Raw genomic sequence first — 26,755 nt, forward strand, 5'->3', positions numbered from 1 at the left:
ATCTGCCTGCGTAGTGAGTTCTCCTTCACGAACGCAGAGGATCTGCAAATGTTGACTTCCTTATTCAAGCGAGTTTCGGTGGGTGTCGCGCTGGGCGTTGCCGCATGGTCGGTGCACGCCGCCGGCATCACCGGTGCGGGCGCTTCGTTCCCCTATCCCATCTACGCCAAATGGGCTTCCGACTACAAGGCCGCCACTGGGGTGACCGTGAATTACCAGTCCATCGGTTCGGGTGGCGGGCAGAAGCAGATCATCGCCAAGACGGTGGACTTTGGCGCCTCCGATGACCCGATGAAAGGCGAGGACCTGGCCAAGCATGGGCTGGTGCAGTTTCCGGCCGTGATCGGTGGGATCGTGCCCGTCGTGAACCTGCCGGGCATCCAACCCGGGCAGCTCAAGTTTACGGGGGCGCTCCTGGCAGACATCTTCCTGGGCAAGGTCAAGAAGTGGAACGACGAGGCCATTGCCAAGCTCAACCCGGGCACGACGCTGCCGGCGACAGACATCATCGTGGTGCACCGCTCGGATGGATCGGGCACGACTTTCGGCTGGACCAACTATCTGTCTAAGGTCTCGCCTGAATGGAAGTCCTCGGTGGGCGAGGGCAAGGCCGTGAAATGGCCGGTGGGGCAGGGCGGCAAGGGCAATGAGGGCGTGGCCAACTACGTCAAGCAGCTCCCGGGCGCCATCGGGTACGTGGAGTATGCGTACGCCAAGCAGAACAACCTGGCGCACGGCCAGGTCCAGAACCGGGCAGGAAAGTTCGTGCAGCCCGAGGAGGCAACGTTCGCCGCCGCGGCCGCGAACGCCGACTGGAAGGGTACCCCGGGCATGGGCGTCATCTTGAACGATGAGCCCGGCGACAAGAGCTGGCCCATTACCAGCGCAACCTTCATCCTCATGCATAAAGTGCAGGGCAAGCCTGCCCAAGGCGCCGAGGTGCTGAAGTTCTTCGATTGGGCCTTCAAGAACGGCCGCAGTGCCGCGTCCGCCCTGGACTATGTGGCGTTGCCCGATGCCGTGACGGAACAGATCCGCGCACTGTGGAAGGCCGAGATCAAGGACACCGAGGGCAAGCCGCTGTACTAATGCCTGTCGCCGGGCATGCCCGGCAGAACGGGGCGGGCTCCAAGCGCCCGCCCCGCTTCTTGCGCCGGTGTTCCCCTCATCCGTTTCTCCCTTTCCGGAATTTGCATGAGCGCGGTCCTTGATAACATTGCGGGCGTGATCCGGGGAAAATCGTCCCCCGCAGCCGCCATTACCGAGAACACGCCTGCGATGAAGAAAAACCGTAACGCGACCGTGGACGCGTTGTTCAAACATCTGACGCGGTTTTTCGCGTTTGCCGTGCTGAGCCTGTTGGCGGCCATCTTGATCTCGCTCGTGGCGGGTAGCCGGCTCACCCTCGAGAAGTACGGTTTTTCGTTCCTATGGTCCTCGGAATGGGATCCGGTCAACAATGAATACGGCGCGCTGGTGCCCATCGTCGGCACGCTGGTCACCTCGGCCATCGCGCTCCTGGTCGCCGTGCCGGTGTCTTTCGGCATCGCGTTGTTCCTCACCGAACTGGCTCCCGGTTGGCTGCGCCGACCGCTGGGCACCGCCATCGAGATGCTGGCGGCCATTCCCTCCATCATCTACGGCATGTGGGGCCTGTTCGTTTTTGCGCCGCTGTTCAAGCAATACGTCCAACCGTTTCTCATCGCCGTGTTGGGCCATCTTCCGGGAGCGGGCATCCTGTTCCAGGGGCCGGCCTTCGGCATAGGCGTATTCACCGCGGGCATGATTCTGGCGGTGATGATCGTTCCCTTCATCACGGCGGTCATGCGCGACGTGTTCGAGCTCGTGCCTCCCATGCTGAAAGAGTCGGCCTACGGCCTCGGTGCAACCACCTGGGAGGTGGTTTCCCGCGTGGTGTTGCCATTCACCAAGGTCGGGGTCGTCGGCGGCATCATGCTCGGCTTGGGGCGCGCGCTGGGCGAGACCATGGCCGTCACCTTCGTGATCGGCAATGCCTACCGGCTCTCCGGTTCGCTGTTTGCGCCGGGCAACTCGATCGCTTCGGCGCTGGCCAATGAATTCGCCGAAGCCTCGGACGAGGTGCATTTGTCGGCGCTGATCGAACTTGGCCTGATCCTCTTCCTCATCACCACTATCGTGCTTGCCTGCTCGAAGCTGCTATTGATGCGCCTGGCGAAGAACGAAGGGGTCCGGACCTGAGGAGTCGAGATGCCCGTCATTTCCATGCAGAACCCCGTCTACCGCCGTCGCAGGCTGGTCAACAAGGTGATGCTGGCGTTTTCCGCCGCTGCGCTGGTGTTCGGCCTATTCTGGTTGTTCTGGATCATCCTGACCCTGCTCACCAAAGGCGCGGCGGCCATGTCGCTCACGCTATTCACCCAGATTACCCCGCCCCCCGGCGAGGACGGAGGACTGCTCAACGCGTTGCTGGGTAGCGTCATGATGGCCGGCATGGGGACGCTCATCGGTACGCCCATCGGCATCTTGGCGGGCACCTATCTCGCAGAATACGGCGGGCGCGGGTGGCTCGCGCCCACCACGCGCTTCATCAACGACGTGCTGCTGTCCGCGCCCTCCATCGTGATCGGGCTTTTCATCTACAGCGTGTTCGTCGCGCGCCTCCAGCATTTCTCCGGGTGGGCAGGCACGCTGGCCCTGGCGGTCATCGTTATTCCCGTCGTGGTGCGCACGACCGACGACATGCTCAGGCTGGTGCCGAACAGTTTGCGCGAAGCTTGTATTGCCCTGGGGTGCCCCCGGTGGAAGATGATCACCATGGTCTGCTATCGCGCGGCACGGTCCGGCATCATCACCGGCGTGCTGCTCGCGGTGGCGCGCATCTCCGGCGAGACGGCGCCGCTGCTGTTTACCGCACTGAACAACCAGTTCCTGTCGTTCAACATGAACGCGCCCATGGCCAACCTGCCGGTCACGATCTTCCAGTTCGCGATGAGCCCGTTCGCCGACTGGCAGCGGCTGGCCTGGGCAGGCGCGGCGCTGATCACGCTGCTCGTGCTGGCCATCAACATCGTCGCCCGCCTGCTGTTCCGCAAGCATGCCGCCTGAAACGCACGCTGCGCGCCTTACTGGATCCGTCATGGAAAACGCTGCCAACATTCCCGCCCCCAAGCTAGAGGTCAAGAACCTGAACTTCTACTATGGGAAGTTCCATGCCCTGCGCAACATCAACATGCGCATCCCAGAAAAAAAAGTCACGGCATTCATCGGGCCTTCCGGATGTGGCAAGTCCACGTTGCTGCGCACGTTCAACCGCATGTTCGAGCTCTATCCGGACCAGCGCGCCGAGGGAGAGATCAACATGGATGGCGAGAATCTACTGACGTCCAAGATGGACATCTCGCTCATCCGCGCCAAGGTGGGGATGGTCTTCCAGAAGCCCACGCCCTTCCCGATGAGCATTTACGACAACATCGCCTTCGGAGTGCGCCTGTTCGAGAACCTGAGCAAGGGTGAAATGGACGAGCGCGTGGAATGGGCGCTGACCAAGGCTGCATTGTGGGAAGAGGTCAAGACCAAGCTGCGCCAGAGCGGCTACAGCCTGTCTGGCGGCCAACAGCAGCGCCTGTGCATCGCGCGCGGCATCGCCATCAAGCCCGAGGTGCTCCTGCTCGACGAGCCGTGCTCCGCCCTGGACCCCATCTCCACCGCCAAGATCGAAGAGCTGATCGCCGAACTGAAGAACGATTACACGGTGGTCATCGTCACCCACAACATGCAGCAGGCGGCGCGTTGCTCGGACTACACCGCCTACATGTACCTGGGCGAACTGGTCGAGTTTGGCGCGACCGAGCAAATTTTCATCAAGCCGACCAAGAAGGCCACCGAGGACTACATCACCGGCCGGTTCGGGTGAGTGGAGCCGGGAGGCCGGCGCCCTGAACCTGATCGTCAACAAATCTCAACAACGCTTCGCCCCTAGGCTCGATCGATGGTGGAATTCCGCCTTCGATAGGATGGCGGCTCGCGCCTGTGCGTCCCTGGCGGGCAACGCTGTTCCGCTCAAGCCGTATCGATCCTTCACACATGTCAAGGTAAGGCGACCGGCAGGTGCTCCGGTCGCGCGGATGCTCATCCTTTAAGGCGGTCCATGTTGTTCTTGCCCGAAGCGTCGCGTCCGACTTCGCTGGGGGAGCAACGCTTGCGCATCTCTCCCTTGAGCCGGCCGCGTCGATACACGTTTAGCCTATCGTTGGCTTTACTCTGTCTCATCTTGCCGTGTGCCCATGCGCAGGGCGATGTGTACCACTCCCTGTTGCGGGAGGCACGGGCCCAGCGCGACGAGCGGCGCTGGGAAGAGGCTCTCTCCTTGTTCAGGCAAGGGGTGAGGAGCTATCCGGGCGTCGCAGCGTTCGAGCACGGCGAGATCATGACCCTGGCCGACGCCGGCCGCGCCGAGGAGGCCCTGGAGCGCGCCCGCGCGCTGGTGCGCCGCAATGCAGGCGATCCCGACGCCCATCTGGTGCTCGCCTACGCCGACCTGCGTGCCGAGGGTCCCTATGCCGCGCTTGGCCCCGTCGAGCAAGCCTACGAATTGGCGCCCCAGCGTCCTTACGTAACCAGGGAGCGCATCCTCTCCTGGCAGCGCGCTGGCATGCCCGAACCCGCACTGAGGCTGGCGCGCCAGCATCCCGGCTTGCTGACGCCGGCGCAGATGCGTCGGTTGGAGGGAGATGTCGCCGCGGAGTTGACCCGGCTTGCATCCCTGCCTTCACGCAGTGAAAGCGAGCGCTTTGCCGTTGCCGACCGCGCGCTCGCCCGCTACGAAGAGCTGCTGTCGGCCTGGCGGGCGCTGGGACCGGAGGCGGCGGAGGACGTCCGGCGGATCCGGGTCGATCGCCTGCTGGCCTTGCACGCGCGCGTGCGCATGCAGGACGTGGTGGCCGAATATGAGGCGCTGCGTGACGAAGGCGTAAAGGTGCCCGGCTACGCCCTGTCGAGCGTGGCGTCGGCCTATCTCTACCTGCGCCGCCCCGAGGAGGCGCGGGAGATTTATTCGCAGCTGGTCGACGAGCGTGGCGATGACGCGATCCTGTCTGGCGAGATTGGCCTGGCGTACGCGTCGATCGAAGAAGAGGATTTCGATCCGGCGTTCGATTGGGCGCGTGAGCGGCCGTCCCAGCATGCGCCCTGGAGAACCTTACCCGGCAGTCCCAAGCGTTTTCCGAATGAGGCGCGGTTGCAGGCCGACCAGACGGCCGCGATGCTGCATTACTACGGCGACGACACCGTTGAAGCGCAAAAGCGGTTGCATGCCATGACGAATCTCGCGCCGGGCAATGTAGGCCTGCGCGTGGGACTCGCCTCAGTCTACCTCGGGCGCGGATGGCCGCGGCGCGCCGAATCCGAGCTCAAGTTGGCGGAGACGCTCGCGCCGCGCGACGTCGGCGTCGAAACGGCCCAGGGTTTCGCTGCCATGGCGTTGCGCGAATGGCGGCAGGCAGAGCTGCTCAGCGCGGATACGTCCGCGCGCTTTCCTGAGAATCTATCGGTCCAGCGCCTGGCGCGTGTTTGGGATGTCCATAACATGGCGGAGTGGCGGACCTCCGCCTACACCGGCCTGTCGTCGACAGGGCCGGTGACGGGCCGCGGCAATTGGGGGTTCGACACCGTTTTGTACTCTGCGCCGCGCCATTACAACTGGCGCGCTTTCGGCGGGGTAGGATTCTCCACGGGGAAGTTCCTCGAGGGGCGTGGCGATTATCGTTGGGTGCGCGCGGGGGCAGAGTGGCGCGGGCGCGATCTCACTGCCGAGGCAGAGTTGTCGCTCAATCACTATGGCTTCGGCGTCCGGCGAGGCGCCCGCGTCTCGCTCGCCTACGACGTCGACGACCATTGGCAGCTCGGCGGCGAGGCAGCCTTGCGGTCGCGCGATACGCCGCTGCGGGCCCTGCACCACGGTATTTTCTCCAATTCGTTGCTCGGCTATGTGCGGTGGCGCGAAAGCGAGCGCCGGGAGTGGAGGCTGTCCCTCGCGCCCGCCCGGTTCAGCGACGGCAATGATCGGCTGACGGTGGTGTTGGCGGGCAGCGAGCGCTTGTATACGAGCCCCCACGTGAAAGTCGATCTGGGGCTGGAGCTGGCGGCGTCGCGCAATACGCGCACCGACGCACCTTACTTCAATCCGCGCCGCGATTTCACGTTCCTGCCGTCAGTGACGGTCAACCATATTCTTTACCGCCGCTACGAGACGGTTTGGGAGCAACGTGCCTCCGTCGCGCTGGGCAGCTATGCGCAGCGCGGTTTCGGCTCCGGCGCGGTGGGCGTGGTCAGCTACGGGCAGCGTTACCGCACCCGGGATGTGTTCGAGGCGGGCGCCACGCTGGTCGGCATGACGCGTCCCTACGACGGGACGCGCGAGCGGGAGTGGCGGCTCATGTTCGATGTGATTTACCGGTTCTGAGAGCAAGACGATGCATGTGGTTCGTTTTCGCCTGGTGCTGGCCGCGATGGCGGTTGCGGCATGCACCTGCCTGGCCGGCTGCGCGAAGGACATTCCCCGATTCGTTCCGCCCGCAGAACGCCCGGTCGCGGCATCGGAGCTGCCTTGGCCTGAGGACCGGCTGCTCGCGTTGGCCTATCACCATATCGAGGACGGGACGCCGAATCTGAAGTACGTCTCGGTGCGCACCGACCAGTTCATCGAGCAATTGGCCTGGCTGCGCGAGAACGGCTATCGCGCGGTCTCGGTCGATCAGGTCCTGCAAGCGCATCGGGGCGGCCCGCCCTTGCCCCCACGAGCGGTGCTACTGACGTTCGACGACGGCTACCGCAGCTTTTATACCCGCGTTTTCCCGATACTCAAGGCTTACGGCTGGCCTGCCGTGCTCGCCCCCGTGGGCGCGTGGATCGACACGCCCGCTGATCGGGACGTGAACTTCGGCGGAGAGCCGGTACCACGCGAGATGTTCCTCACTTGGGAACAGGTCGCGGAGATGTCGCGCTCTGGCCTCGTGGAGATCGGCGCACATACCGACGACTTGCACCACGGCGTGCGCGCCAATCCCCAGGGCAGCGAACTGCCGGCCGCAGCCGCACTCACCTATGACGGCACGAGCGGAACCTACGAGCGCCCCGGGCAGTACGCCGGGCGCATCGCCCGGGATGTCTCCCGCATCACCGAAACAATCCGGCGCGTCACCGGCAAGGCGCCGCGAGTGTGGGTGTGGCCTTATGGCGCGGCGCAGGGCGCCGCCCTGAAGATCGTCGCGGAGGACGGCTACGAGCTCGCGTTGACGCTAGACGCCGGCCTGGGCCGGGTTGACCGCCTCATGTCGACGCCGCGCGTGCTGCTGTCGGGCGAAGCTTCCACGGAGAACGTCGCCAACGCCATCGTAGGGATCCAGAACGTCAAGCACATGCGCGTCGCGCATGTGGACTTGGATTACGTCTACGATCCTGATCCGGCGCAAATGGAGCGCAATCTCGGCGCGCTCGTGCAGCGCATCGCCGACATGCAGATCTCGGCCGTGTTCCTGCAGGCATTCGCGGATCCTGCCGGCGACGGCCTGGTGCGGTCGGTTTATTTCCCCAACCGCCTGTTGCCGGTGCGCGCCGACCTTTTCGGCCGAGCCGCCTGGCAATTGCGCACGCGCGCCCAAGTGGCGGTGTTCGCTTGGATGCCTGTGCTTGCCTTCGATCTCGACCCGGCGTTGCCCAGGGTGGCGAGGTGGTCGCCGGAGCACGGGGCGGTGGTGGACGCCAAGCAATACCGTCGCTTGTCTCCGTTCTCGCCCGAGGTGCGGGCCCGGATCGGCGCGCTCTACGAGGACCTGGCCTATCACGCGATATTCGACGGCATCCTCTTTCACGACGACGCGATCCTGGCGGACGACGAGGATGCGGGCGAAGCGGCGATTGCGATCTATCGCGCGGCAGGGCTGCCGGATTCGATCCCGGCCTTGCGCGCCGATGCCGGGACCTTGCAGCGGTGGACGCGGTTCAAGAGCCGTTACCTCATCGACTTCACCGCCGAGCTGGCGGCGCGCGTGCGCGCCATCCGCGGCCCGCAGGTCATGACTGCACGGAACATCTTTGCTGCTCCGGTCCTGCATCCGGAGTCGGAGGCCTGGTTCGCGCAGAACCTCGACGACTTTCTCGCGGCTTACGACTGGACCGTGCCGATGGCCATGCCGCTCATGGAAAAAGTGCCCGCGGCGCAGGTCGACCGGTGGCTGGACCGCCTGGTCGACGAGGTCGCCAAGCGGCCCGGTGCGCTCGAGAAGACCATTTTCGAATTGCAGAGCCGCGACTGGGGCAAGTCCAACGCCCCCGTCGATCCGGCGCGGCTGGCGGGCTGGATGCAACGCATCCAGCGCCGGGGCGCGCCGCATTTCGGGTACTACCCCGACGACTTTGCCCAGGATCATCCGCGCCTGGAAGTCATACGTCCTGCATTGTCCAACGCTTGGTATCCCTACCGATGAACGATCGCATTCTGGCCTTCTTGATCTTGATGGCGGCGGTCGTGTCGCCGTTCGGCATCGCCGTCGCGCTCGCCGGCGATGTGCTGCTCGATTTCGTTTTCTTCTATCCGCTCTTCATGGCGGGCGTCTGGATGGCCGGCGGCCTGTATTTCTGGTGGCACCGGGAGCGGCAGTGGCGCTGGAACGATCCGGGCGCCGTGCCCGAGCTGCCCGGCCGCCCGCTGGTGAGCATCCTAGTTCCATGCTTTAACGAGGCGGAGCATGGTGAGCAGACCATCCTTGCGGCGCTGAACCAAAATTACGCCAACATAGAAGTCATCGCCATCAACGACGGGTCGCAGGACGGAACCGCGCAGATGTTGGGCGAGCTTGCTTCCCGCCATCCGCGGCTTCGCGTCGTGCACCTGGCCGAGAACCAGGGCAAGGCGATGGCGTTGCGCATGGGGGCGCTGGCGGCCAACAGCGAGTATCTGGTGTGCATCGACGGGGATGCCATGCTCGATCCCGACGCCGTGTCCTATCTCGTGCATCCCATGCTCGTTCATCCGCGCGTCGGCGCCGTGACCGGCAACCCGCGCGTGCGGACCCGCTCCACGCTTATCGGCCAGGTCCAGGTGGGCGAGTTTTCCTCCATCATCGGGCTGATCAAGCGCACCCAGCGGGTCTATGGACAGGTGTTCACCGTATCAGGGGTGGTTGCTGCGTTCCGGCGGCAGGCCTTGCACCGCGCGGGGTACTGGGGCCTCGATATGGTGACGGAGGACATCGACATCAGCTGGAAGCTGCAGCGCGACCACTGGTCCATCTTCTATGAGCCGCGCGCGCTGTGCTGGATTTTGATGCCGGAAACCTTCCGCGGATTGTGGAGGCAGCGGCTGCGCTGGGCCCAGGGCGGGGCGGAGGTCTTCCTGGAAAACATCCAGTCTATCTGGGGCTGGAGGCATCGTCGCCTGTGGCCGCTGGTGTTCGAGTTCTGTCTATCGACCTTTTGGGCGTTCGCATTCGCCATGTCCATCATTCTCTGGGCTCTGGGCAAGTTCGTGGCGTTACCGGCGCATATCCACATCGAGACCTTGGTTCCGCCCGCCTTCACGGGACTGGTGCTGGCAGGGGCGTGCCTGGCGCAGTTCGCCGTCAGCCTTTTCATCGACCGCCGTTATGAGCCCGGGCTGGCAAGGGCGCTTTATTGGGTGATCTGGTACCCCTTGGCCTATTGGATGCTGAGCCTGTTTACCTCGCTCGTCAGCTTCCCGAAGGTGATGCTCCGGGCCAGGAGGCGGCGCGCGCGCTGGGTGAGCCCCGACCGGGGCATTCATGCACGGGAGAATCCATGAGCAAGACAGCTGAAACCACACCGGCGAAACCGGGCTGGCATGCCGTGCTGCCGGCCCGCATCGACGCCTCGACCATGATCGTCAGGACACGGCGCTCGCTCCCACGCTATTGGCTGGACGTCGCCTTGACCGCGCTTGCGTGGGTTGCTTTCATCATCTTGTTCGGCCGCGGGATCGTCAACCTCGCGCAGGAACGCTTGGCAGGCATCCCGGTGCCTTTCTGGCAAGAGGTGCTGCCTACGATGCGCACCCTGCTGATTTACGCGCTCGTCGCAATCGTGAATGCCCTCATCCTATTCGGATGGGCCGGCTACAACTGGTGGCGATTCCGGGGGGAGAGCCGGCGCCGCTATCCGCCTCCGCTGAGCGACGAACAGCTCCTGCAGTACTTCGGGATCGCAGCGGCGCAGCTCGCCGAGCTTAGGCGGGCCCGCATCGTGGTCGCGCACCATACGCCGGAGGGGCGCATCGCGGCATTTCGCCGCCGGGATGAGGCCATCCCCATCGATTCCGGCGCCGGCCGGGACCCAAGCCGCGCGAAGGCAGTTCAAACTCAGGTACAATCGTCGCCGATCGGGGCGTAGCGCAGCCTGGTAGCGCATCTGCTTTGGGAGCAGAGGGTCGCGAGTTCGAATCCCGCCGCCCCGACCACTCTACCTCCGGCTGACGGCTTCCTGCCTGTAGGCCTTCGCGCTGCCTGGCGGCCCACGCCTGAGCAAGGCCTGTGAGATATCAGCCCAGCCGCGCGCGCAGGTAGCCCTCCACGTCCACGGTCTCGATCCCATGGCGTGCGTTGTAGGTGTTTGATTTGTCCCACCACATGCCATCGCCCTGGGCGAACGCCGCGCGGTAACGGGTCATGACGTCATCGGGAGCGGCCGCCAGGTCGGCGCGCAGCTTGTCGAGGGTCCATACCGTCTTTTCGAACGAGACACCGGTGACGCGCTCGACCCGCTCTGCGAGCTCTCCATAGGAAAGGGTGTCCCCCGCCACGAAGACGACCTGGTTGGCGATGCGTGGTTCGGCAAGCAGTATGTGCGTGGTGAGTTTTCCGATATCTTCCGGCGTCGTGACCGTGACCTTCGTCTCCCAACTGCCGAGCCCATGGATCGTCCGGCGTTCGAGGTCAACGACGTCAAACGACGGCTCGAACAGGAAGCTGGTGAACATGCCGGTCGAGACGATCACCCACTCGGTACGGCTCTGGCCACGCAACAATCCCCGAACCTCGTACTGCTCGTCGAACACAGGTTGTCCGCTGCCCCGGCCAACGACGTCATAATCGACACCGAACTGCCACGGGAAGTACCGCTTCACTCCTGCTGCGAATACCGCGCGGGTGATCTTCAATTGGGTGCCCGGGCCGGCCACGAAGCCCGTGCAATTCACGACCGTCCTGAAGCGTTTGAAAACGCTGGTTAGCGTTTGCTCGTCCGCCACGAGGTCCTGGCCCACCACGTCGACGCCAAGCTTGCGTAGGGCGGCGAGCGTCGGGTCGTCCGCGGAGTTGACCGTCTGCGGCGACACGAGCACCGTCAGCCGTTCGCGGGCGGCTTGTACGTGGGGAGCAAGCGCTCTTATGACCGCCATGCCGAGCTGGCCAGCGCCGAGCACCAAGATGTCGCGCAGGTCGACTTTGGTCGCGTCTGGTTCAACGTCCTTGGCCAGGGCACTCGCGCCGGCAGCCTTTGCATCCGTGTGCATGTCGATGTTCCTTGATGAGAGGGAAAGGAGGGGTCTACTCTTGGCACTTGTCAGCGATCGATCGACGAACGCATAAGTCGCCCCCGCAAGTTTGCGGTAGTAGACATCATCGACATAGGTGCGCTGTCGGGTTTTGGAATTGCAGGATCCCGAATAATCACGCAGCGCACTGCCGCCGGCAGCGTACACGCAACGGCACGCTGCCAGGCAGCGCCGGGAACGGCAGGCAGGGAAGGCTTACTGGACCGCGTCGGAGAACGCTTCGGCCAGGTTCGGGCGCAGGAGGTTCATTGCCCGTTCGGCCATTTCTTGAAGGCAAAGAACCAGTAGGCCACCAGGTTGACGAAGGGCACGAGCAAGAGCAGCGCCCACCACCCAGCGTGGCCGGTGCGCTTGAGTATTCGCCCCGCCGGCACGCAGATGACGACGGCGTAAAGCAGGGCTGCCACGACTTTCCAGATGTCGTCCATGAGTATTCCTCGCTGTCCGGCGGCGCCGGATGATCCTCGGAAATCACGCCAGCGGTGCTGGCCGGGAGCAATGATATACGTTCCCCGGTGCGCGCGGTCGGCCTTCGCGGCCGGGGTAATATCGGTCCATACGGCCGCGCGCCCGGGCCATGGGCGTTGCCCGGAGGCGGATGAACATCGCGGCCAAGGAGAATTTCATGAGCGAGCAAGGGACCCTGGAGCGTTTGGAGCCGGGGATGATGATTCCGTTCGGTGGCAACCGATACACCCGGGTGGGGGAGGACCTCGCAAGGGATTTCCGTCCCGGAGACCGGCTGCTGGTGGTGCAGGAAACGGGCGCTTTGCTGCGCATCCCTGCTCAGGTGAGCGAGGTCGTGCGGGCGCGCGTGGGCGAGGCACGCCGTGCATTTGAGGCCTTGGCCCAGGCCGAGCCGGGTGCAGTGGTCCGCTTCTATGAGGCGTTCGCCGACGCCTTGGCCAGCGACGCCATATGGCAGCAGATCGCCGACGCGAACGATGAGGACGTGCGGCGCGCGGTGGCGCGCGGCCGTTCGACGACGCGGCTCAAGGTGTCGGACAAAATGCGGGCCGGCATGATAGACGGCTTGCGCGTCTGGCCCGCTTATGCCGCGCAGGATCGCGGCGTCGCAGATCGCGTGGATCATGGCGACTGGCAGGTCGAAGTCGTGCGCGTGCCGCTGGGCGTGGTGGGGTTTGTGTTCGAAGGCCGGCCCAATGTGTTGGTCGATGCATGTGGAGTGCTTGCGAGCGGTAACACTGCTGTGCTGCGAATCGGCAGCGACGCATTGGGAACTGCCGAGGCGTTGGTGCGGCATGCGCTGCGGCCGGCGCTCCAGGCTTCGGGCCTGCCGGCCGGCGCCGTGAGCTTGGTGGACGTCGAGGATCGCGCCGCAGGTTGGGCCATGTTCAGCGACAGCCGGCTCGCGCTCGCGGTGGCGCGAGGTTCGGGGACGGCGGTGATGCAACTGAGCAGCGTGGCGCGCCAAGCCGGGGTGCCGGTCAGTGCGCACGGCACGGGTGGGGCTTGGATGGTCGCGGACCCGTCGGCGGACGCCGGTCGGTTCGAGCGCGCCGTGCGTTACTCCCTCGATCGCAAGGTGTGCAATACGTTGAATGTCTGCTGCATCGTGCGCAGCCGCGTCGAGGACTTGATGCCGCGATTCCTGAAGGCCATCGACGAGGCAGGCGCTGCATTGGGCGGCACGCCCCGGTTGCACGTTACCCCCGCGGCCCAGCCCTATGTGCCCGCCGGGCTGTTTGCGCGCCAGACGATCGTGCGCCGCGCCGAGGGAGACCGGGAAGAGCCCTACGCCAGCCTGCTCCAGGAAGACCAGCTTGGCCGGGAGTGGGAATGGGAGGAGACGCCCGAGCTCACGGTGACGGTGGTCGAGTCGGTGGACGAAGCCATCGATCTGTTCAATCGCTATAGCCCCCGCTTCGTCGCGAGCCTGATCGCGGAGTCTCCGCAGGCCCATGCCCATTTCCGGGCGCGCATCGACGCACCGTTCGTCGGCGACGGGTTTACGCGCTGGGTGGACGGCCAGTATGCGTTGGGCAAGCCCGAGTTGGGGCTTTCGAATTGGGAGCACGGCCGCCTGCTCGGGCGCGGCGGCGTGCTGACCGGCGCCGATCTGGCGGCAGTCAGGCTGGTGGCGACCACTGCGGTGGAACAGCATCGCTAGCTGGGTACATGATTCCCCCGGCACGGCTTTGGCGGCCGGGGGCAGTGGTAAACTTGCGCGCTCTGGCGGCGGTAGCTCAACTGGATAGAGCACAGGCCTTCTAAGCCTGGGGTTACGGGTTCGATTCCTGTCCGCCGCGCCATCCTTTCTTCGGCCGTCCCGTCCCTCGCCCTTCGCGGCCTCGTGTGTCTCGAGACGGGCCTGGTTTTTGCACCATCGCTGCTCTTCTCGACTTCGGGATGTCCTCGTGGCTGGGCTGAGCGTACACTGGGCCGACGTTTTCGCTTTCTCTGTATCGCCCCTGGAAACCCTGGTGCGCGGCTCGGTCATGTACTGGCTGCTCTTTCTGTTGTTTCGCTTCGTCGTGCGGCGCGACGTTGGGTCCATGGGCATTGCCGACATTCTGTTGATCGTAATCGTCGCCGACGCTGCCCAGAACGGCATGGCAGGCGAAGGCAAGAGCGTTGCAGATGCGGCCATATTGGTCGGAACCTTGGTGGCGTGGAATGTCGCGCTCGATCGATTGGCGTTCCACGTCCCTGCCATACGCCGGTTCGTCGATCCCAAGAAGGTCATGCTCATACGTGACGGAAAGATGCTGCGCGCCAATATGCGTAGGGAGTCGATCACCGACGAGGAGCTGGAAGCCAAGTACCGGCAGCAGGGCGTGGAATCGATTGATGAGGTCAAGGTGCTTTATCTAGAGGCCGACGGCAAGGTCAGCGTCATCAAGCACAAGGCGGGTGGGCGGTAGCAGGTCCCAGGGGCGAGCGCGGTTGAACTTTTTTCCGGCGCGGCTTGCCATACGCGATAAAGACGTTGTCTCGCAGGAGGTGGCTATGTCCGAAGGCGCAGGTGATTACTACAAAGGCTACTACATCCGCACCGTGGCCCATCCCGTCAACCATCCCCGCGACGGCATGACGGTGTTATTCGAAGGCAGGGCGACCGTCTCGCTCGATCCCGCGGCCCGCTTTCTTCCCGTGCCTCCCGACCAGCACCTGGGGGACGACCAAGTATTCGGTACCGAGTTCGAGGCGCACCGATACGCCGAAAGCGTTGCCAAACGCTATATCGACCAGCTCGAGAAAGGCCGCTAGCGCGGCCCGCCGGAAGGCCATGTGATGCCGGGCGCGCAGCGGCGGACAAGGAAGGGCGTCTTGCCGGGGCAGGATTGCGGCCCGGGCCCGCCCGGCGTGCGGCGCCCGGGGCAGGTGGATGCTCAGGGCTGGGGTTTCTGGGGCTGGCCGGCTTGCTGACCACGCTGTTGCTGCTGCTCTTGCTGGCGCTGCCCCGGCGGGTTGGTCTGCACGTCGGGCCGCTGCGTACGCTGCTGCCCGGGCGGCTGTTGAGGCGTGCCCGGTTGTTGTTGGTGTTGCGGCTGCTGCTTTGGGTCCGACTGGCCGGGGCGGTTTTGCTGATTCATGGATCATCTCCTCGATTATGGGCCGGCTGGCGATGCGCCGAGCCGACGCGTCATGATTAATCGCGCCCTTTATCTCGGCAAAACGCGTGCCCCCGGGCCACCATAATGTGGCAGGGGATTATTCCTGGCCGCCATGTAAATATGGGAAGAGCGGTTTGTAATTTTTTCTAGACCATGGCCGCACGGTCGAGAAATGTTTTTAGGTATTTTCCTTATTAGGGAAAACCATAGATAACCTGCGGGGGGAAGGAGGATGGCCTAGGTGCTAACCCGCGCAAACTCGTTGACGTTGTCCACTTTGTGGCCCACAGCCCGCGTAATTTCTTCCCGCGGGTTGGCGTGCTGCTCATTTAAACACGCGCTCGAGTCATTTTCGCGGCGTAAATCCGCCAAGCTCCGGAACCCGTTCATCCATCGAGGCGTATCCGTTGGAAACGAAAATGGGTTGACGAAGGGATCGCAGGGCCGCATAGTCGTTTCGAGGTTTCAGTTCAGGGTTCTGCTTGGTTTGGTTGGCGTCCGCGCTCCATTTGGTATTGGCCCGTTCTTGAATCCGGTTCATGGTATTTACGGCAAGTACATCGCAAGGAAGGAAGTGCATCATGGCCACAGGCGTTGTCAAATGGTTCAATGACGATAAGGGATACGGGTTCATCATGCCGGATGACGGGGGCAAGGATTTGTTTGCCCATTTTTCTGAAATCCAGGCCGAAGGGCGCAAGACGCTGTATGAGAACCAGAAAGTGAGCTTCGAAGCCGTCCAGGGGCCCAAGGGGCCCCAGGCTTCCAAGATCCGCGTCTTGTAAGAGCTGGGCGCGGCGAAAGGCCGAAGCGAAGCCCCTGCATGGCAGGGGCTTCGTCATTTCAGGGCAAGGCAGTAGGCGAGCAGGGGCCGGAACGAGCCCATCGGCGCCGCGCGCGCAAACTTCCGGCTACGCCTCGCAGGTCTCGTCATGAGCTGCCTGCAGCGGAGTGCTCGCCATGCCTCGCTGGCGTTGGCCGCGCCTTCAGCTTCGCCTCGGCATGCGCGCGACTCATCCCAGGCCCGGACGCCAGCGTTGCGACCGCATGGATTTTTCTGATGGGGGAGGGGCCGGACAGGCGAGAAATCGGTGGGGTGGCTGATGGGACTCGAACCCACGACAACCGGAATCACAATCCGGGACTCTACCAGCTGAGCTACAGCCACCATTGAGACGACGCGGAATCGGCAGTGCCGATTCGCGTGAGAACGCTATTCTAGCGGATTTCTGGCTATTGCGCGAATCGGCCTGTTTTTCCGCGTCGGCACCGGGCCCGTGGGGGCGCAACACCACGGCCCGTCCACGCGGGGGCCGCGTAAGTGGCATGGCGCCCACGGCCTGCTTTCGAGCGTCCGGTTCCGCGAGCCCTGTCTTGACTCGTTTGGTAGAGAGCCGACTAGGCGGCGAGCCGGCTCCACCCGATCACGAGCTTCCCGGACTGGCCTGCACGGACTCTTCCCGAGGGTTTTGGGCCTGGGCTTGTTGTGCTTCCGCTGCGCGGCGCCTTCTATGCGCGTGGCTCAGGGCACCCGCGGCCCGTGCTTCCTCCGAGTTGAATTCATGCGCGTTGCCGGATTGGTGGGCGGCTCGGCCTCCTTCGGCGGAAATCGCGCGTTGCTTCGCGGGATCCATCGCGGCAAAGCCCCGGGGGCGTTTCTGGGTCGTAGGCGTAGGCGTAGGCATGGGGTCCTCCAAAAGGAAGTTTCGTCAAGGAACCCGCCTATTCGCAAACTGTGTGCCTTGCGGAAGAGGTTGGCGCGCATGAGGTGCAGCCCTCGGGAAGCATCCGCCCGTGCGCAGCGTGGCGCAGGATTTACATAGGGCGTTGGAGTTTGTTCATGCTCCGGGGGGGCGGGCGCGGGTACGGCGCGTGCTGGAGCGCAGCTTCCGGATGTGGGAGCTGCACATATGTACGATTTGGAAGGGGTCGTCCGGGGCATGACTGACCGAGGACTGTTGCTGGTGACCGCGGAGTCGTGCACGGCAGGACTGATCGCGTCGATGCTCGCGGGGGTCCCAGGAGCCGGTGCGCTGCTCGATTGCGCCTTCGTCGTGTATTCGCCGCAGTCCAAGCTCCGCGCCCTGGGCGTGCCGGACAGGATCCTGCATGCCTACAACCTCACCAGTGAACCGGTGGCGCGCGCCATGGCGCAAGGGGCGCTCGCCCGCAGCCGCGCCAACGTGGCGATTGCAAACACTGGCGTCGCGGACGGGGGCGGGGCGGGGGTTGTGGCCGGCACCCAGTGTTTCGCGTGGGCCTTCGGGACGCCCGGAGGCGTGGAGATGTTTTCCGAAACCCGTCGCTTCACGGGGAATCGAGCCCAGGTGAGAGAGCAGGCGGCGCAGTATGCCCTGGGCCGCCTGATGCAGTATGCCGAGCGCGCAGCGCGGGGCTGACGCCGCGCCGGCGAACCGTGTTCAGTGTTGCTCGCTTTTGTCTGGAGCGCCGTCGTCGTCGGTTTGGCACAGCGTGGAGATGACGTTTTGCCAGCCTTTCTTGAACGAGGGATGCGCTTCATTGAGCGTCGGCTCGACCTGCTGCGCGATGGCCTGCATCACTTGACGCAATTGCTGCGAACTGGGATGGGCGGAAATCAACATGCTCACGACGTTTTGCAAAGCGGTGATTTGCCCCTTCAGGAATTCAGGGTCGGTCACAATGGCTCCTTTCATGGGTTTTCATGGAACGTCCTGGTTCGAACGCATCATCCGGCATCTTAACGGTTCTGCGCCGCCGGCGTTCGCACCAGGGTTTTCGCCAGTCTCGACATAGGTAGATTTCCCAGTATGGCGGCGCTGACATGCCCGCTCGATTCGTCTACGATGGGCGCACGCTGGAGGGCCGTAAGTATGGTTATGGTGATTGATCGCAAGAAGCTGGTGTGTTACGTCGTTGCCGTCAAGGATGCGGCCGGCGAACAGCGCTGCTGCGCACTCAACGAAGACCGCCAGTGGCTCGCCAACCTGGGCGCCGAGGCCGCCGCAACGGCAGAAAAGATTGGCGTGTTTTGCTGCAATCCGAGCACCGAGGTCAGACGGGCCGCCGCGGAGGCGCTTGGAGTCGCCCCCGATGCGGAATTCGTGGTCCATCGCTTGTTCCAGGACTCGGACAGCGACGAATGCGCAGAGGTCATCGCGCGCAAGGTCGGGTTGTTGCACTGACGCCATCAACATAGGCCGGGCTGCCGCGCGCGCGGCAGTGCCGGACGCCTTCTCATCACTTTCCCAGGAAATCGCCGAGCAACCCTCGTGCCCGAGCCAGGTCGGCTTCGGGCAAGCGCGCCCCTGCGCGGGCGGTGGTCAGGGCGTGGAGTAAAGAGTCGTCCTTGCCGGCGGCTTGGCCGGTTCGCCGGGGTTGGGGGCAAAGAGAAATTCCACGTGGTCCAGCCCGTGCGGGCCCGGTTTTTCAGCCGGCTGGATGGCGACTTCAAATTCGCTCTTTTTGAAACCGAGATCCCGCAGCTGGCCGGCCACTTCCCTGGCCAGTTTGGGGGCGGCGGCCTTCCGCCTGGCGCGCAGGGCTTCGCCCACCTCCATGACTTTGCACCGCTCGGCCTCGATCTCCCGGGCCAGGCGTTCCAGTTCATCGCCACGCGACTCGATCTTGCGAAGACGTTCCGCGGCTTTCTGGCCAAACGCAATCACATCCGGAATTTCCGGACCGTACTTCCGCTTGAGGGTTTCCAGCAGGGTCACCCGTTCTTCCATCTGCGCCAGCTGTTCGGGATCGAGGTCGAGCTTCTCGGCATACTGCTGCACCGTGGCGCAAAGATCTTCGAGCTCGTTCAGGGCAGCCAGATGGCGGGTGACCAATTCGCCCATGGAGGGATCCAGCTTCTCCAGCTCACGCAGGGCGCGGGTAATCTCGCCCAGACCGTTCAGGATGGCGTCATCGCTTTCGGCCATCCGTTGCACAATCTGGTTTGCCACCTCGATCAGCCGCCGGCTGTTACCGGCCACCTGGTAGCGCGCCAGCAGCTCGGCCTCCTCGTCCTCGCGCAGGTTGGCGCTTTCGATTTCGTTTACCTGATGGCGCAGAAGATCAATCTCCCGCTCGAGGGCCGCCTCGCTGGAGGAAAGCTCGGCGTGCTCGGCGACCAGCTCGTTCCACCGCCGGTAGTGATTCTGGTAGTCACGGCAAAGCGTCACGGCACCCGCGTAGGCATCCAGCAGTTCGCGCTGTTTGTCGACGCTGAGAAGCGACTGGTGATCATGCGGCCCGTGCAAATCCACCAGCGTGTTGCCCAGCGCCTTGAGCACGGAAAGGGTGGTGGGGCTGGCATTGATGAACTGCCGGTTGCTGCCGGTATGGGCAAACGTGCGCTTGATGAGGAGCCCGGTGCCCTCGCACGGCTCCACGCCCTGTTCTTCCAGCCAGGCATTCAGCGCCGCCGCTTCCTTTTCGCTGGCAAACTCGAAAACGGCCTCCACCGTGCACGAGTCGGCACCCGTCCGGATGAGCGACTTGTCGGCACGTTCGCCAACCAGCAGTTTCAGCGCACCCAGGATGATCGACTTGCCGGACCCGGTCTCGCCCGTCACGGCGGTAAAACCGGGGCCAAGCCGCCATTCCAGATCTTCCACCAGGGCCAGATTGCGAATTCGTAATGAAGTGAGCGTTGCGGGCACGTGAGGAGTATGTAGACTGGTCCCGATTTTTCAATTCTCATGGTGGCCGATCTAACCATTACGTTTTTGGGAACGGGGACTTCGCAAGGGGTGCCCATGGTGGGATGCAACTGCACCGTATGCCACTCCAGCGATCCCCGGGATTGGCGCACCCGCTCCTCCATCTATCTGCAAACCCCCGAAACGGCATGGGTGGTCGATACCGGCCCGGATTTCCGATTGCAGTGCTTAAAACAAAAGGTAACGCGAGTTGATGCCGTTCTGTATACCCACTCGCATACCGACCACGTTACCGGCTTTGACGACCTGCGCCCGTTTTGCCACAACGGTCCGCTGCCGATTTATGCCAGCCCTTCGGTGATGGCGGATCTGCAACGGATGTTTGCCTTTGCGTTTACGCAGGAGAACTGGTACCCCGGATATGTGTTGCCGGAGCCGCGCCTGATTGAAGGGCCGTTCATGCTGGGGAATACACGCATTACCCCGCTGCCCATCGAGCACGGCCGGGCGGCGGCGTTTGGTTTTCTCTTCGAACGCCACGGCAGCAAGAAAGCGGCCTACCTAAGCGACTGCAAAAAGCTCCGGGAAGGGGTGGAAGAGCAGATTGCCGGGGTGGAAGTGCTGATTGTAGACGCCCTGCGGCACCGGCCGCATCCCACCCACATGAACGTGGAAGAGGCTTTGGAACTCTCCCGCCGGATCGCCCCCAAACAAACCTGGTTTACCCACCTCTGCCACGAACTGGGCCATGCCGATACCGAGGCCTCGCTTCCCGCAGGGGTGAATGTTGCCTACGACGGGCTGAAAGTAACGCTATAAACCCCACCCCCCCTTGTCCATGCATCGCCAGAGTTTCCGGTTGCTCCTCGTTCTAGAAGCAATCCTTATCTTGTTCCATGTGGAACTTTGGGCAGCCCCCAAGGATCGGCATCCCGATGCGGACGCGGTGGTGGTGGTTTACAACCTGAACGATAAACTTTCGTTTACACTTGCAGCCTCATATGTCGACAAACGGGGTATTCCGTTTGACCGTCTGATCGGCCTCGACTGTTCCGTCAACGAAACCATCTCGCGGGATGAATTCGAGCGGACCATTGCCGAACCGATCCGGAAAACGATGATCGAACGCGGCTGGTGGCGGATGCACTACGACGGCCTGGAGGTGGCGGAAAGCTCCATCCAGTTCATGGTACTGATGCGCGGCATTCCCCTGCGGATTGCCCACCGGAACGAGTCGTGGCCGGGCGACCGCCCGGAAAGCGTTCCCGACCCGATGAAAACGAATGCCGCCTCGGTCGATTCCGAACTGGCGGTGCTGGGGATGGGCAAACGGCAGATTTCGGGCCCCATCCCCAACCCGTACTTCAGGAACACCAGCCGGATCCGGGATGCCGCGCTGCCCGCCCTGCTGCTGGTTTGCCGGCTGGACGGGGCCACGCCCCGCACGGTCCAGCGGATGATCGACGATTCCCACGTAACGGAACAGCAGGGGCTCTGGGGGTTCACCTATATCGACTCGCGCGGCCTGACCCCCGCCAAGGCTCCGGGGCTGGTCATGGGGGACGACTGGCTGCGGGCCATTGTCCGGAACGCCACGAACCACGGCAGCCCGGTGATCCACGAGGATACGGAGAAGCTCTTTCCCAACGACTACCCGATGCGCAACGCCGCACTTTACTTCGGATGGTACGCCGAGCATGCCACCGGACCGTTTGTGACCGCCCCAAACCCCTTTGCCAGGGGAGCGGTGGCCGTGCACATCCACTCCTTCAGCGCCACCACCCTGCGCAACCCGGGGCAACACTGGTGCGCCCCGCTGCTGGAAAAGGGGGCGGCAGCCACCCTGGGGAACGTGTATGAGCCGTACCTGCATCTTACCCCCCATCTGGACCGGTTTGAAGCCCGGTTGCGAAGCGGTGCCACCTTTGCCGAAGCGGCCTACTCTGCCACGCCGGCGCTTTCCTGGATGACCACCTTTGTGGGTGACCCGCTCTACCGCCCGTTCCGGGTACAAGCGGAGAACATCAAGGTGAAGAACGAGGTGTGGGCCGAGGTGGCGGAGGGCCTCCGGCTCTGGGACCGGTCACACGACCGGGGGAAGGCGTTTTTGGAAAAAAAGTCCGCCGCGACCAAGAACGGACTCTTTCTGGAGGCACTGGCGTGTCTGCAAACTGCCGCCGGCGAGCCGCAGGCCGCCATCCGTTCGCTTGACCAGGCCCGCCAGTATTACCGGAACGAAACCGACCAGGTGCGCTGCGCCCTCCATATGATCGGGCTGCTGGGCAACCTGGGGAAAAAGGATCTGGCCCTGGCCGTGGCCAAACAGCAGCTCAAACGGACGCCGCTGGGCCCCGGGACTGCCATCCTGAAGGCGCTGGTGAATCCGCCTCCGCCGTCGCCTTCTCCCTCGCCATCATCCCCCAACAAACCATCCAAGCCGTGAACCTTTCGGAACGCTACTCGCTTTGGTTGCAGGGATCGCGACTGAAAGAGTCGCCTCCGCCCCAGCTTGCCCGGCGGCCGTCGCCGCTGGAGATGCAGGCCCGCTGGTTCGCGGGGGAATTTGGTACCACCTTCGCGCTCGCCAACGAGGAGTGGAGCATGGTGGAGATCCGCCACTTTGGCGAATGGAACCGCGAGCACGGCCCCACGTTTGTAAACGCCCTTCTTTCCTTCAACGGGGAACCGCCCGTGGAAGGGGATATTGAAGTTCACCCCGATCCGCTGGAGTGGGACCGGCATGCCGCCCATTCTCCCGACTACCGGAACACGAAGCTGATCGTGCTGGGCGGAGCGGGGACGGGCGGAAGCGGCATGCAGGGGATTGCCCCCGCCTCCACCTGCGACGGAACGCCGGTGGCGCAAATTCAGGTGGATATTACCGCCCTGGAGTTCGGTGCCCGGCCCGAACCGGCCCGGCCGTCGCCGTGCTGCGCGCCGATGGCCACCCTGCCGGACACGAAGGCGCTCCAGCTGATCGAGGCCGCCGCCCAGTACCGCCTTTGCCGGAAGGCCGCACGGATGCAGGCACTGGCCACGCGGTTTACCCCCGGCGAGGCGCTTTACCAGACGCTGGCCGAAGCGCTCGGCTACCGCCACAACAAGCTGCCGTTCAAGCTGCTGGCGCAACGCTTTTCGCTGGCGCTGGTGCGCCGCAGCCCGTGCCCGCCGGAGCCGCTCCTTTTTGCGGGAGCCGGGTTTCTGCCGCTGGAGGATCTCTCTGCCATGCCGGACGACACCCGCACCTACCTGAAACAGCTCTGGCAGCAATGGTGGCCCCACCGGACCAATTACGAACGACTTTGCCTAAATACCACGGGCGAAACGCTCTGGTCGTTCCGTCAAACCCGGCCGGTGAACCATCCCCAGCGGCGGGTGGCCGCCCTGGCGGAGATGGTGCGCAACTGGCCGGTCATCCAGAGCCTGGCCCTTGACTGCGATGTAACAGCCATCAAGAACTTCTTTGCGCAGCTCTCGCACCCGTACTGGGAGACGCATTACACCCTTACCTCCCGACCGAGTGCGCAGCCGATGGCGCTGGTGGGGGAATCGCGCGTGGTGGAGATGCTGGCCAACGTTTTCTTCCCCGCCGCCATCGGTTCGCTCCCCAAAAAATGGACGGCCTACTGCTCGCTGGCGGGCTGGGAACCGAGCCAGCGTGTAAAAACGGCCGCCGACCGCCTCTTTGGTCCGGAGCGGCTGCCCAAGGCGTTTTTGGGCCGGATCATGGTGCAACAGGGGCTTCTCCAGCTCTACGAAGACCACTGCGTGGCCGGCGAGCTGGAGTGCAGCCATTGCACTTTGCCGGACAAACTGGAAAAATGGATCTTCTGACAACTTATGGCCAAAAGCAACCCCGCCCGATTTGCCGCCGTTCTGCTGCTCTCCACCTGCATCATGCTGCTGGTCTTTGGGGTGATGATGCTTTACCCGACCCTTCCGGACCGGGTACCCGCGCACTTCGACATCAACGGTGCTCCCACCCGGTTTGAAAGCCGGGCCGCCTTTACGCGCGGCACGCTCGGCATCGGGCTGGGCCTGCCCGCGTTTCTTTGCGCGCTGGTCTACTGCCTGCGGTTCCTGCCCGCGCGGTTTCTGAACGCGCCCAACGCGGAATACTGGCGCGCCCCGGAGAATTACCCCAGGGCGTGCGACTACCTTCTTACCTCGGTGCTCTGGCTGGCAGGCGGCATGGTGATCTGGAGCCTGGTTCTCTGGCGGGTCATGGTTTCCGCCGCCCTCCGCACCCCGCCCTCGCTCGACATCGGGGTGGTGACGGGCTTGGCGATGGCCAAGCTTGGCCTGGTAATAGCGTGGATTGTTGCGGTTTTCCGGCGATTCAGCAAGATGGAGTAATATCTTCAAGCACCGCCTCCAGCGCGGCCTCCCCCTCGGGAGTGGGATAATTCCAGGGCGGCAGGGTGGTGATTTCGCTCCGCTGGTGGAGCGCGTCGGAAAGCACGGCACAAAACGATTCCACCAGCCGGCATTCCTCCTCCTCCAGATACCGGAGGCCGTTGATCTTGGCCAAGGCCGCGGAGCGCCGCATGGCTTCTACCGCCTCGCGCCGGTAGCTGGCCTCCAGCGCCTCGCAGAAGGAGGGGTCGATGCGCACCCCTTCGCGTTCGAGGTGGAACAGCAGCGTGTGCGCAATCTCGCGGCTCATGCGGAGGAGGCCCGACGACTGGTCGCCCAGCGGCTGGTGCTTGTGGTCGTAGCGGATGCCGGCATCCACCTGGCACACCTGCCGGGGGTCCACCAGGCGAAAGAGGTCGCACAGCATGCCGGTCTCCAGCCCCCAGCCGGTTTCCAGCGGCAACGAGGCGGCCAGCTCCAGCGTAAACGCACACTCCCCCGCCAGCGGATAGCGGAACGACCGGAGAAAATCGAGCAGCGGCTGGTGCCCGCCCGCGCGCACCAGGGCCTGCAGGAGCGGCGCAAAAAAGAGGCGGCTGACCCGGCCGTGAATCCGATCCGATACGCGCGGGTAATAACACTTGGCAAAGGTGTACCCGAAGGTCGGCTCCGCCACGGAATAAAGCAGCCGGGCCAGCATCTCCAGCCGGAACGTGGTTACATCGGCATCGGCCAGAAGCAGCGTGGCCGCCTTCCGCTCCCGTGCCAGGAGCCCGATGGCCGCCCAGACGTTGCTCCCCTTGCCCCCGGCTATGCCGTGCTCCCGCAGCGGGTCGCACCAGAGCACGCGGTGGGGCCGCGAAGTGTGCGCCCGGAAAAAACAGCGGGCCTCCACCACCCCCTGGGCGTCGGTGCCGTTCAGGGGGATGAGGATCTCGGACAAAAACCGGGCCTGCTCCAGCTCCCGCAGAATCCGCTTGAGGGCGGGACGGCGCAGCTCGCCAATGTGGCAGGGAAGGATCAGGACCGCCGGCTGATGCCGGGTCACTGCCTCCAGTTCCTGGTGAAGTGCGGGATGCTCTGCAAGCCGCTGAAGGGTGCCAATCAATCCGTGCTGACTGATGTCACTCATGCCGGCGGTTGCTATGGAGTCTGCGGGGGTGTTTCTTCATCGTCCTCCAGTTCCTTGCGCATGCGCACGGAGAGGAAGGGGCGGAAAAATCCGTAGAGCAGATACCCGATAAAGATCACTGCGGGCATCCATTGATAGTTCATCGCCGTGAAACCGAGCAGCACGGTGATGCCCACAAACCACGGAATCGATTTCTGGGTTTTCCAGTTCAGCGCCTTGAAGCTCGGGTAGCGGAACCGCGAGAACATCATGAAGGAGAGAAAAACCATCAAGACCAGGAGAAGGTATTTCCAGTTCCCGATCTCGCGCGAGTTTTCCTCCAGCCAAAGAATCAGCAGCGTGACCGACGATATGACGCCCGCCGCCGCCGGGATGGGAAAGCCGCGAAAGTCCTTGTCGGCACTGCCCCCGCGGGCGGCCAGGCAGTTGAACCGGGCCAGGCGCATCGCACCGCAGAGAAGGTAGAGAAACCCGACCATCCACCCGTGCGAAAAGTCGCGCAGCACGATCTGGTAAATCAGAAGCCCTGGCGCCACGCCAAACGAGACGATGTCGGCCAGCGAGTCGAATTCGCGCCCAAACTCGCTTTCGTTGCCGCCCATGCGGGCCAGGCGACCGTCCAGAAGATCGAAGATGCAGGCTCCCAGGATGAACCAGATCGCCTGGTGAAACTTGGCAATCGGGTTGCCCTCGCCCTGCTGGAGCAGAAGGGTGCCTTCCAAAATTCGCGCCGTGGCTGCCGCCCCGCAAAACAGGTTGCCGGCCGTCATCAGGTTCGGCAGCAGGTAAATTTTCGGAAACTCTTCTGTCTCTTTTGCCATGGTTTCTAACGAAGTCGTGCAATCACGGTGACTCCCCCCTGGACACGCTGCCCCACCGAAACCAGCACTTCGGCGTCCAGCGGGACGTAAATCTCGGTGCGGGAGCCAAAGCGGATCATGCCAAAGCGATCGCCGCGCTTCACAAGGTCGCCCACCTTCGACCAGGCCACAATCCGGCGGGCAATCATTCCCGTGATCTGCCGTACCACGATGGTGGTTCGCGCTCCCTGGAAGCCCCACGTGCGGAACTCGTTGACGCGGGTGGCATCCGGGTGGCGCGCGTCCAGCATCTTGCCGGGGGTCAGCTGGGAATAGATGATCTTGCCGTCGATGGGAGCCCGGTTGGTGTGGACATCAAACACGGAAAGGAAGATGGCTATCCGCCGCATCTTGGTGCAAACCACCTCGGTTTCCTCGATCTCCACGATGTCGGAAACCACCCCGTCGGCGGCGGCCAGCACCACGTTGTCATCCTGCGGGGAGAAGCGGTCGGGATCGCGAAAAAAGTAGAAGGTGTAGAGAACCAGGAGGACGCCAAGGATGGCAAGCCATGGAGCCATCAGGTAAAGGCCGAGCGTGACGGCCAGCTCCACCGCAAAAATCCAACGTGCTTCCCACAGTGTCTGAAATCGCATAAACCCGCAAAGGATACCACGGAAGAGGGAGGGGTAAAGCCCGGATTCTCCCTACGG

General features: G+C 63.8%; 27 protein-coding genes, 3 tRNA genes and 1 pseudogene. 20 read left to right on the top strand and 11 right to left on the bottom strand.

Annotation, left to right across the window (positions count from 1 at the left end; translation table 11 throughout):
- The first annotated feature begins 48 nt into the window (after nt 1–48).
- From pstS to Q0319_RS06070, 9 genes are all read left to right on the top strand, one after another.
- Nucleotides 49–1,089 (top strand): phosphate ABC transporter substrate-binding protein PstS, encoded by a 1,041-nt coding sequence (gene pstS / locus Q0319_RS06030; RefSeq protein WP_299451431.1) that lies wholly within the window; start codon nt 49–51, stop codon nt 1,087–1,089.
- 105 nt (nt 1,090–1,194) lie between these two features.
- The gene (gene pstC, locus Q0319_RS06035) at nt 1,195–2,220 is read left to right on the top strand and encodes a phosphate ABC transporter permease subunit PstC (protein ID WP_299451432.1); all 1,026 of its coding nucleotides are present in this window, start codon (nt 1,195–1,197) and stop codon (nt 2,218–2,220) included.
- Nucleotides 2,221–2,229: 9 nt separating this feature from the next.
- Nucleotides 2,230–3,087, top strand: coding sequence for a phosphate ABC transporter permease PstA (gene pstA, locus Q0319_RS06040; protein ID WP_299451433.1), 858 nt, complete (start codon nt 2,230–2,232; stop codon nt 3,085–3,087).
- 31 nt (nt 3,088–3,118) lie between these two features.
- The gene (gene pstB / locus Q0319_RS06045) at nt 3,119–3,895 is read left to right on the top strand and encodes a phosphate ABC transporter ATP-binding protein PstB (protein WP_296467778.1); all 777 of its coding nucleotides are present in this window, start codon (nt 3,119–3,121) and stop codon (nt 3,893–3,895) included.
- Nucleotides 3,896–4,129: 234 nt separating this feature from the next.
- Nucleotides 4,130–6,442 (top strand): poly-beta-1,6 N-acetyl-D-glucosamine export porin PgaA, encoded by a 2,313-nt coding sequence (gene pgaA / locus Q0319_RS06050; protein WP_299451434.1) that lies wholly within the window; start codon nt 4,130–4,132, stop codon nt 6,440–6,442.
- A 10-nt stretch (nt 6,443–6,452) separates the two neighbouring features.
- A complete protein-coding gene (gene pgaB / locus Q0319_RS06055; protein WP_299451435.1) occupies nt 6,453–8,465 on the top strand; it encodes a poly-beta-1,6-N-acetyl-D-glucosamine N-deacetylase PgaB in 2,013 nt (670 codons plus the stop codon).
- A complete protein-coding gene (pgaC, locus tag Q0319_RS06060) occupies nt 8,462–9,799 on the top strand; it encodes a poly-beta-1,6-N-acetyl-D-glucosamine synthase (RefSeq protein ID WP_299451436.1) in 1,338 nt (445 codons plus the stop codon). The genes pgaB and pgaC overlap by 4 nt, the downstream gene beginning before the upstream one ends.
- Nucleotides 9,796–10,383, top strand: a complete 588-nt coding sequence (pgaD, locus tag Q0319_RS06065) for a poly-beta-1,6-N-acetyl-D-glucosamine biosynthesis protein PgaD (RefSeq protein WP_296467788.1) — start codon at nt 9,796–9,798, stop codon at nt 10,381–10,383. Before pgaC ends, pgaD begins: the two co-directional genes overlap by 4 nt.
- Nucleotides 10,374–10,450 (top strand) — tRNA-Pro (locus tag Q0319_RS06070). The genes pgaD and Q0319_RS06070 overlap by 10 nt, the downstream gene beginning before the upstream one ends.
- Nucleotides 10,451–10,531: 81 nt before the next feature.
- Here Q0319_RS06070 and Q0319_RS06075 read toward each other — a convergent pair.
- Both Q0319_RS06075 and Q0319_RS06080 read right to left on the bottom strand, forming a co-directional pair.
- Complete coding sequence (locus Q0319_RS06075; protein WP_296467790.1) at nt 10,532–11,503, bottom strand: aromatic alcohol reductase; 972 nt, start codon at nt 11,501–11,503, stop codon at nt 10,532–10,534.
- A gap of 287 nt (nt 11,504–11,790) precedes the next feature.
- Entirely contained in the window at nt 11,791–11,973 is a 183-nt protein-coding gene (locus tag Q0319_RS06080; RefSeq protein WP_296467791.1) for a hypothetical protein, read from the bottom strand.
- Between the two features lie 197 nt (nt 11,974–12,170).
- On the opposite strand from Q0319_RS06080, the gene Q0319_RS06085 reads away from it, so the two are divergent.
- From Q0319_RS06085 to Q0319_RS06100, 4 genes are all read left to right on the top strand, one after another.
- Nucleotides 12,171–13,676: an aldehyde dehydrogenase family protein gene (locus tag Q0319_RS06085; protein WP_296467793.1), complete on the top strand. Its 1,506-nt coding sequence runs from the start codon at nt 12,171–12,173 to the stop codon at nt 13,674–13,676.
- A gap of 65 nt (nt 13,677–13,741) precedes the next feature.
- Nucleotides 13,742–13,818 (top strand) — tRNA-Arg (locus Q0319_RS06090).
- Nucleotides 13,819–13,932: 114 nt separating this feature from the next.
- Nucleotides 13,933–14,430 (top strand): YetF domain-containing protein, encoded by a 498-nt coding sequence (locus Q0319_RS06095; protein WP_296467799.1) that lies wholly within the window; start codon nt 13,933–13,935, stop codon nt 14,428–14,430.
- Nucleotides 14,431–14,515: 85 nt separating this feature from the next.
- Nucleotides 14,516–14,776, top strand: coding sequence for a hypothetical protein (locus Q0319_RS06100; RefSeq protein ID WP_296467795.1), 261 nt, complete (start codon nt 14,516–14,518; stop codon nt 14,774–14,776).
- A 122-nt stretch (nt 14,777–14,898) separates the two neighbouring features.
- Here the strand turns inward: Q0319_RS06100 and Q0319_RS06105 are convergent, their stop codons facing one another.
- Together Q0319_RS06105 and Q0319_RS06110 are read right to left on the bottom strand one after the other, a co-directional pair.
- On the bottom strand, nt 14,899–15,102 hold the full coding sequence (locus Q0319_RS06105; RefSeq protein ID WP_296467797.1) for a hypothetical protein: 204 nt from the start codon (nt 15,100–15,102) through the stop codon (nt 14,899–14,901).
- A gap of 367 nt (nt 15,103–15,469) precedes the next feature.
- Nucleotides 15,470–15,706 (bottom strand): hypothetical protein, encoded by a 237-nt coding sequence (locus Q0319_RS06110; protein WP_299451437.1) that lies wholly within the window; start codon nt 15,704–15,706, stop codon nt 15,470–15,472.
- On the opposite strand from Q0319_RS06110, the gene Q0319_RS06115 reads away from it, so the two are divergent.
- Nucleotides 15,705–15,908, top strand: a complete 204-nt coding sequence (locus tag Q0319_RS06115; RefSeq protein WP_299451438.1) for a cold-shock protein — start codon at nt 15,705–15,707, stop codon at nt 15,906–15,908. The two genes, Q0319_RS06110 and Q0319_RS06115, sit on opposite strands and share 2 nt — an antisense overlap.
- A 307-nt stretch (nt 15,909–16,215) precedes the next feature.
- Here the strand turns inward: Q0319_RS06115 and Q0319_RS06120 are convergent.
- Nucleotides 16,216–16,291: transfer RNA gene (locus Q0319_RS06120), tRNA-His, on the bottom strand.
- 349 nt (nt 16,292–16,640) lie between these two features.
- Nucleotides 16,641–16,808, bottom strand: a pseudogene (locus tag Q0319_RS06125) (KGG domain-containing protein); the annotation flags it as partial.
- Nucleotides 16,809–17,063: 255 nt separating this feature from the next.
- Between Q0319_RS06125 and Q0319_RS06130 the strand changes: the two are divergent.
- Nucleotides 17,064–17,522, top strand: a complete 459-nt coding sequence (locus Q0319_RS06130) for a nicotinamide-nucleotide amidohydrolase family protein (RefSeq protein WP_296466011.1) — start codon at nt 17,064–17,066, stop codon at nt 17,520–17,522.
- Between the two features lie 21 nt (nt 17,523–17,543).
- Here Q0319_RS06130 and Q0319_RS06135 read toward each other — a convergent pair whose 3' ends face one another.
- A complete protein-coding gene (locus Q0319_RS06135) occupies nt 17,544–17,798 on the bottom strand; it encodes a hypothetical protein (RefSeq protein ID WP_296466013.1) in 255 nt (84 codons plus the stop codon).
- A gap of 177 nt (nt 17,799–17,975) precedes the next feature.
- Between Q0319_RS06135 and Q0319_RS06140 the strand changes: the two genes are divergently transcribed.
- Complete coding sequence (locus Q0319_RS06140) at nt 17,976–18,287, top strand: hypothetical protein (RefSeq protein ID WP_296466016.1); 312 nt, start codon at nt 17,976–17,978, stop codon at nt 18,285–18,287.
- 138 nt (nt 18,288–18,425) lie between these two features.
- Here the strand turns inward: Q0319_RS06140 and Q0319_RS06145 are convergent, their stop codons facing one another.
- On the bottom strand, nt 18,426–19,754 hold the full coding sequence (locus Q0319_RS06145) for an AAA family ATPase (RefSeq protein WP_299451439.1): 1,329 nt from the start codon (nt 19,752–19,754) through the stop codon (nt 18,426–18,428).
- A 39-nt stretch (nt 19,755–19,793) separates the two neighbouring features.
- Between Q0319_RS06145 and Q0319_RS06150 the strand changes: the two genes are divergently transcribed.
- From Q0319_RS06150 to Q0319_RS06165, 4 genes are all read left to right on the top strand, one after another.
- The gene (locus Q0319_RS06150) at nt 19,794–20,573 is read left to right on the top strand and encodes an MBL fold metallo-hydrolase (protein ID WP_299451440.1); all 780 of its coding nucleotides are present in this window, start codon (nt 19,794–19,796) and stop codon (nt 20,571–20,573) included.
- Between the two features lie 79 nt (nt 20,574–20,652).
- Complete coding sequence (locus Q0319_RS06155; RefSeq protein WP_299451448.1) at nt 20,653–22,197, top strand: TIGR03790 family protein; 1,545 nt, start codon at nt 20,653–20,655, stop codon at nt 22,195–22,197.
- Nucleotides 22,194–23,588 (top strand): DUF2851 family protein, encoded by a 1,395-nt coding sequence (locus tag Q0319_RS06160; protein WP_299451441.1) that lies wholly within the window; start codon nt 22,194–22,196, stop codon nt 23,586–23,588. Before Q0319_RS06155 ends, Q0319_RS06160 begins: the two co-directional genes overlap by 4 nt.
- A 6-nt stretch (nt 23,589–23,594) precedes the next feature.
- Complete coding sequence (locus Q0319_RS06165; RefSeq protein ID WP_299451442.1) at nt 23,595–24,110, top strand: DUF1648 domain-containing protein; 516 nt, start codon at nt 23,595–23,597, stop codon at nt 24,108–24,110.
- Here Q0319_RS06165 and Q0319_RS06170 read toward each other — a convergent pair.
- The 3 genes from Q0319_RS06170 to Q0319_RS06180 are packed head-to-tail and all read right to left on the bottom strand — an operon-like array spanning nt 24,094 to nt 26,656.
- Nucleotides 24,094–25,242, bottom strand: a complete 1,149-nt coding sequence (locus Q0319_RS06170; RefSeq protein ID WP_299451443.1) for a hypothetical protein — start codon at nt 25,240–25,242, stop codon at nt 24,094–24,096. The two genes, Q0319_RS06165 and Q0319_RS06170, sit on opposite strands and share 17 nt — an antisense overlap.
- 11 nt (nt 25,243–25,253) lie before the next feature.
- On the bottom strand, nt 25,254–26,063 hold the full coding sequence (gene pssA, locus Q0319_RS06175; RefSeq protein ID WP_299451444.1) for a CDP-diacylglycerol--serine O-phosphatidyltransferase: 810 nt from the start codon (nt 26,061–26,063) through the stop codon (nt 25,254–25,256).
- A gap of 5 nt (nt 26,064–26,068) precedes the next feature.
- Nucleotides 26,069–26,656, bottom strand: coding sequence for a phosphatidylserine decarboxylase (locus Q0319_RS06180; RefSeq protein WP_299451445.1), 588 nt, complete (start codon nt 26,654–26,656; stop codon nt 26,069–26,071).
- Nucleotides 26,657–26,755: the final 99 nt, after the last annotated feature.

The organism is uncultured Pigmentiphaga sp., assembly GCF_937950555.1.
Lineage (GTDB): Bacteria > Pseudomonadota > Gammaproteobacteria > Burkholderiales > Burkholderiaceae_B > Pigmentiphaga.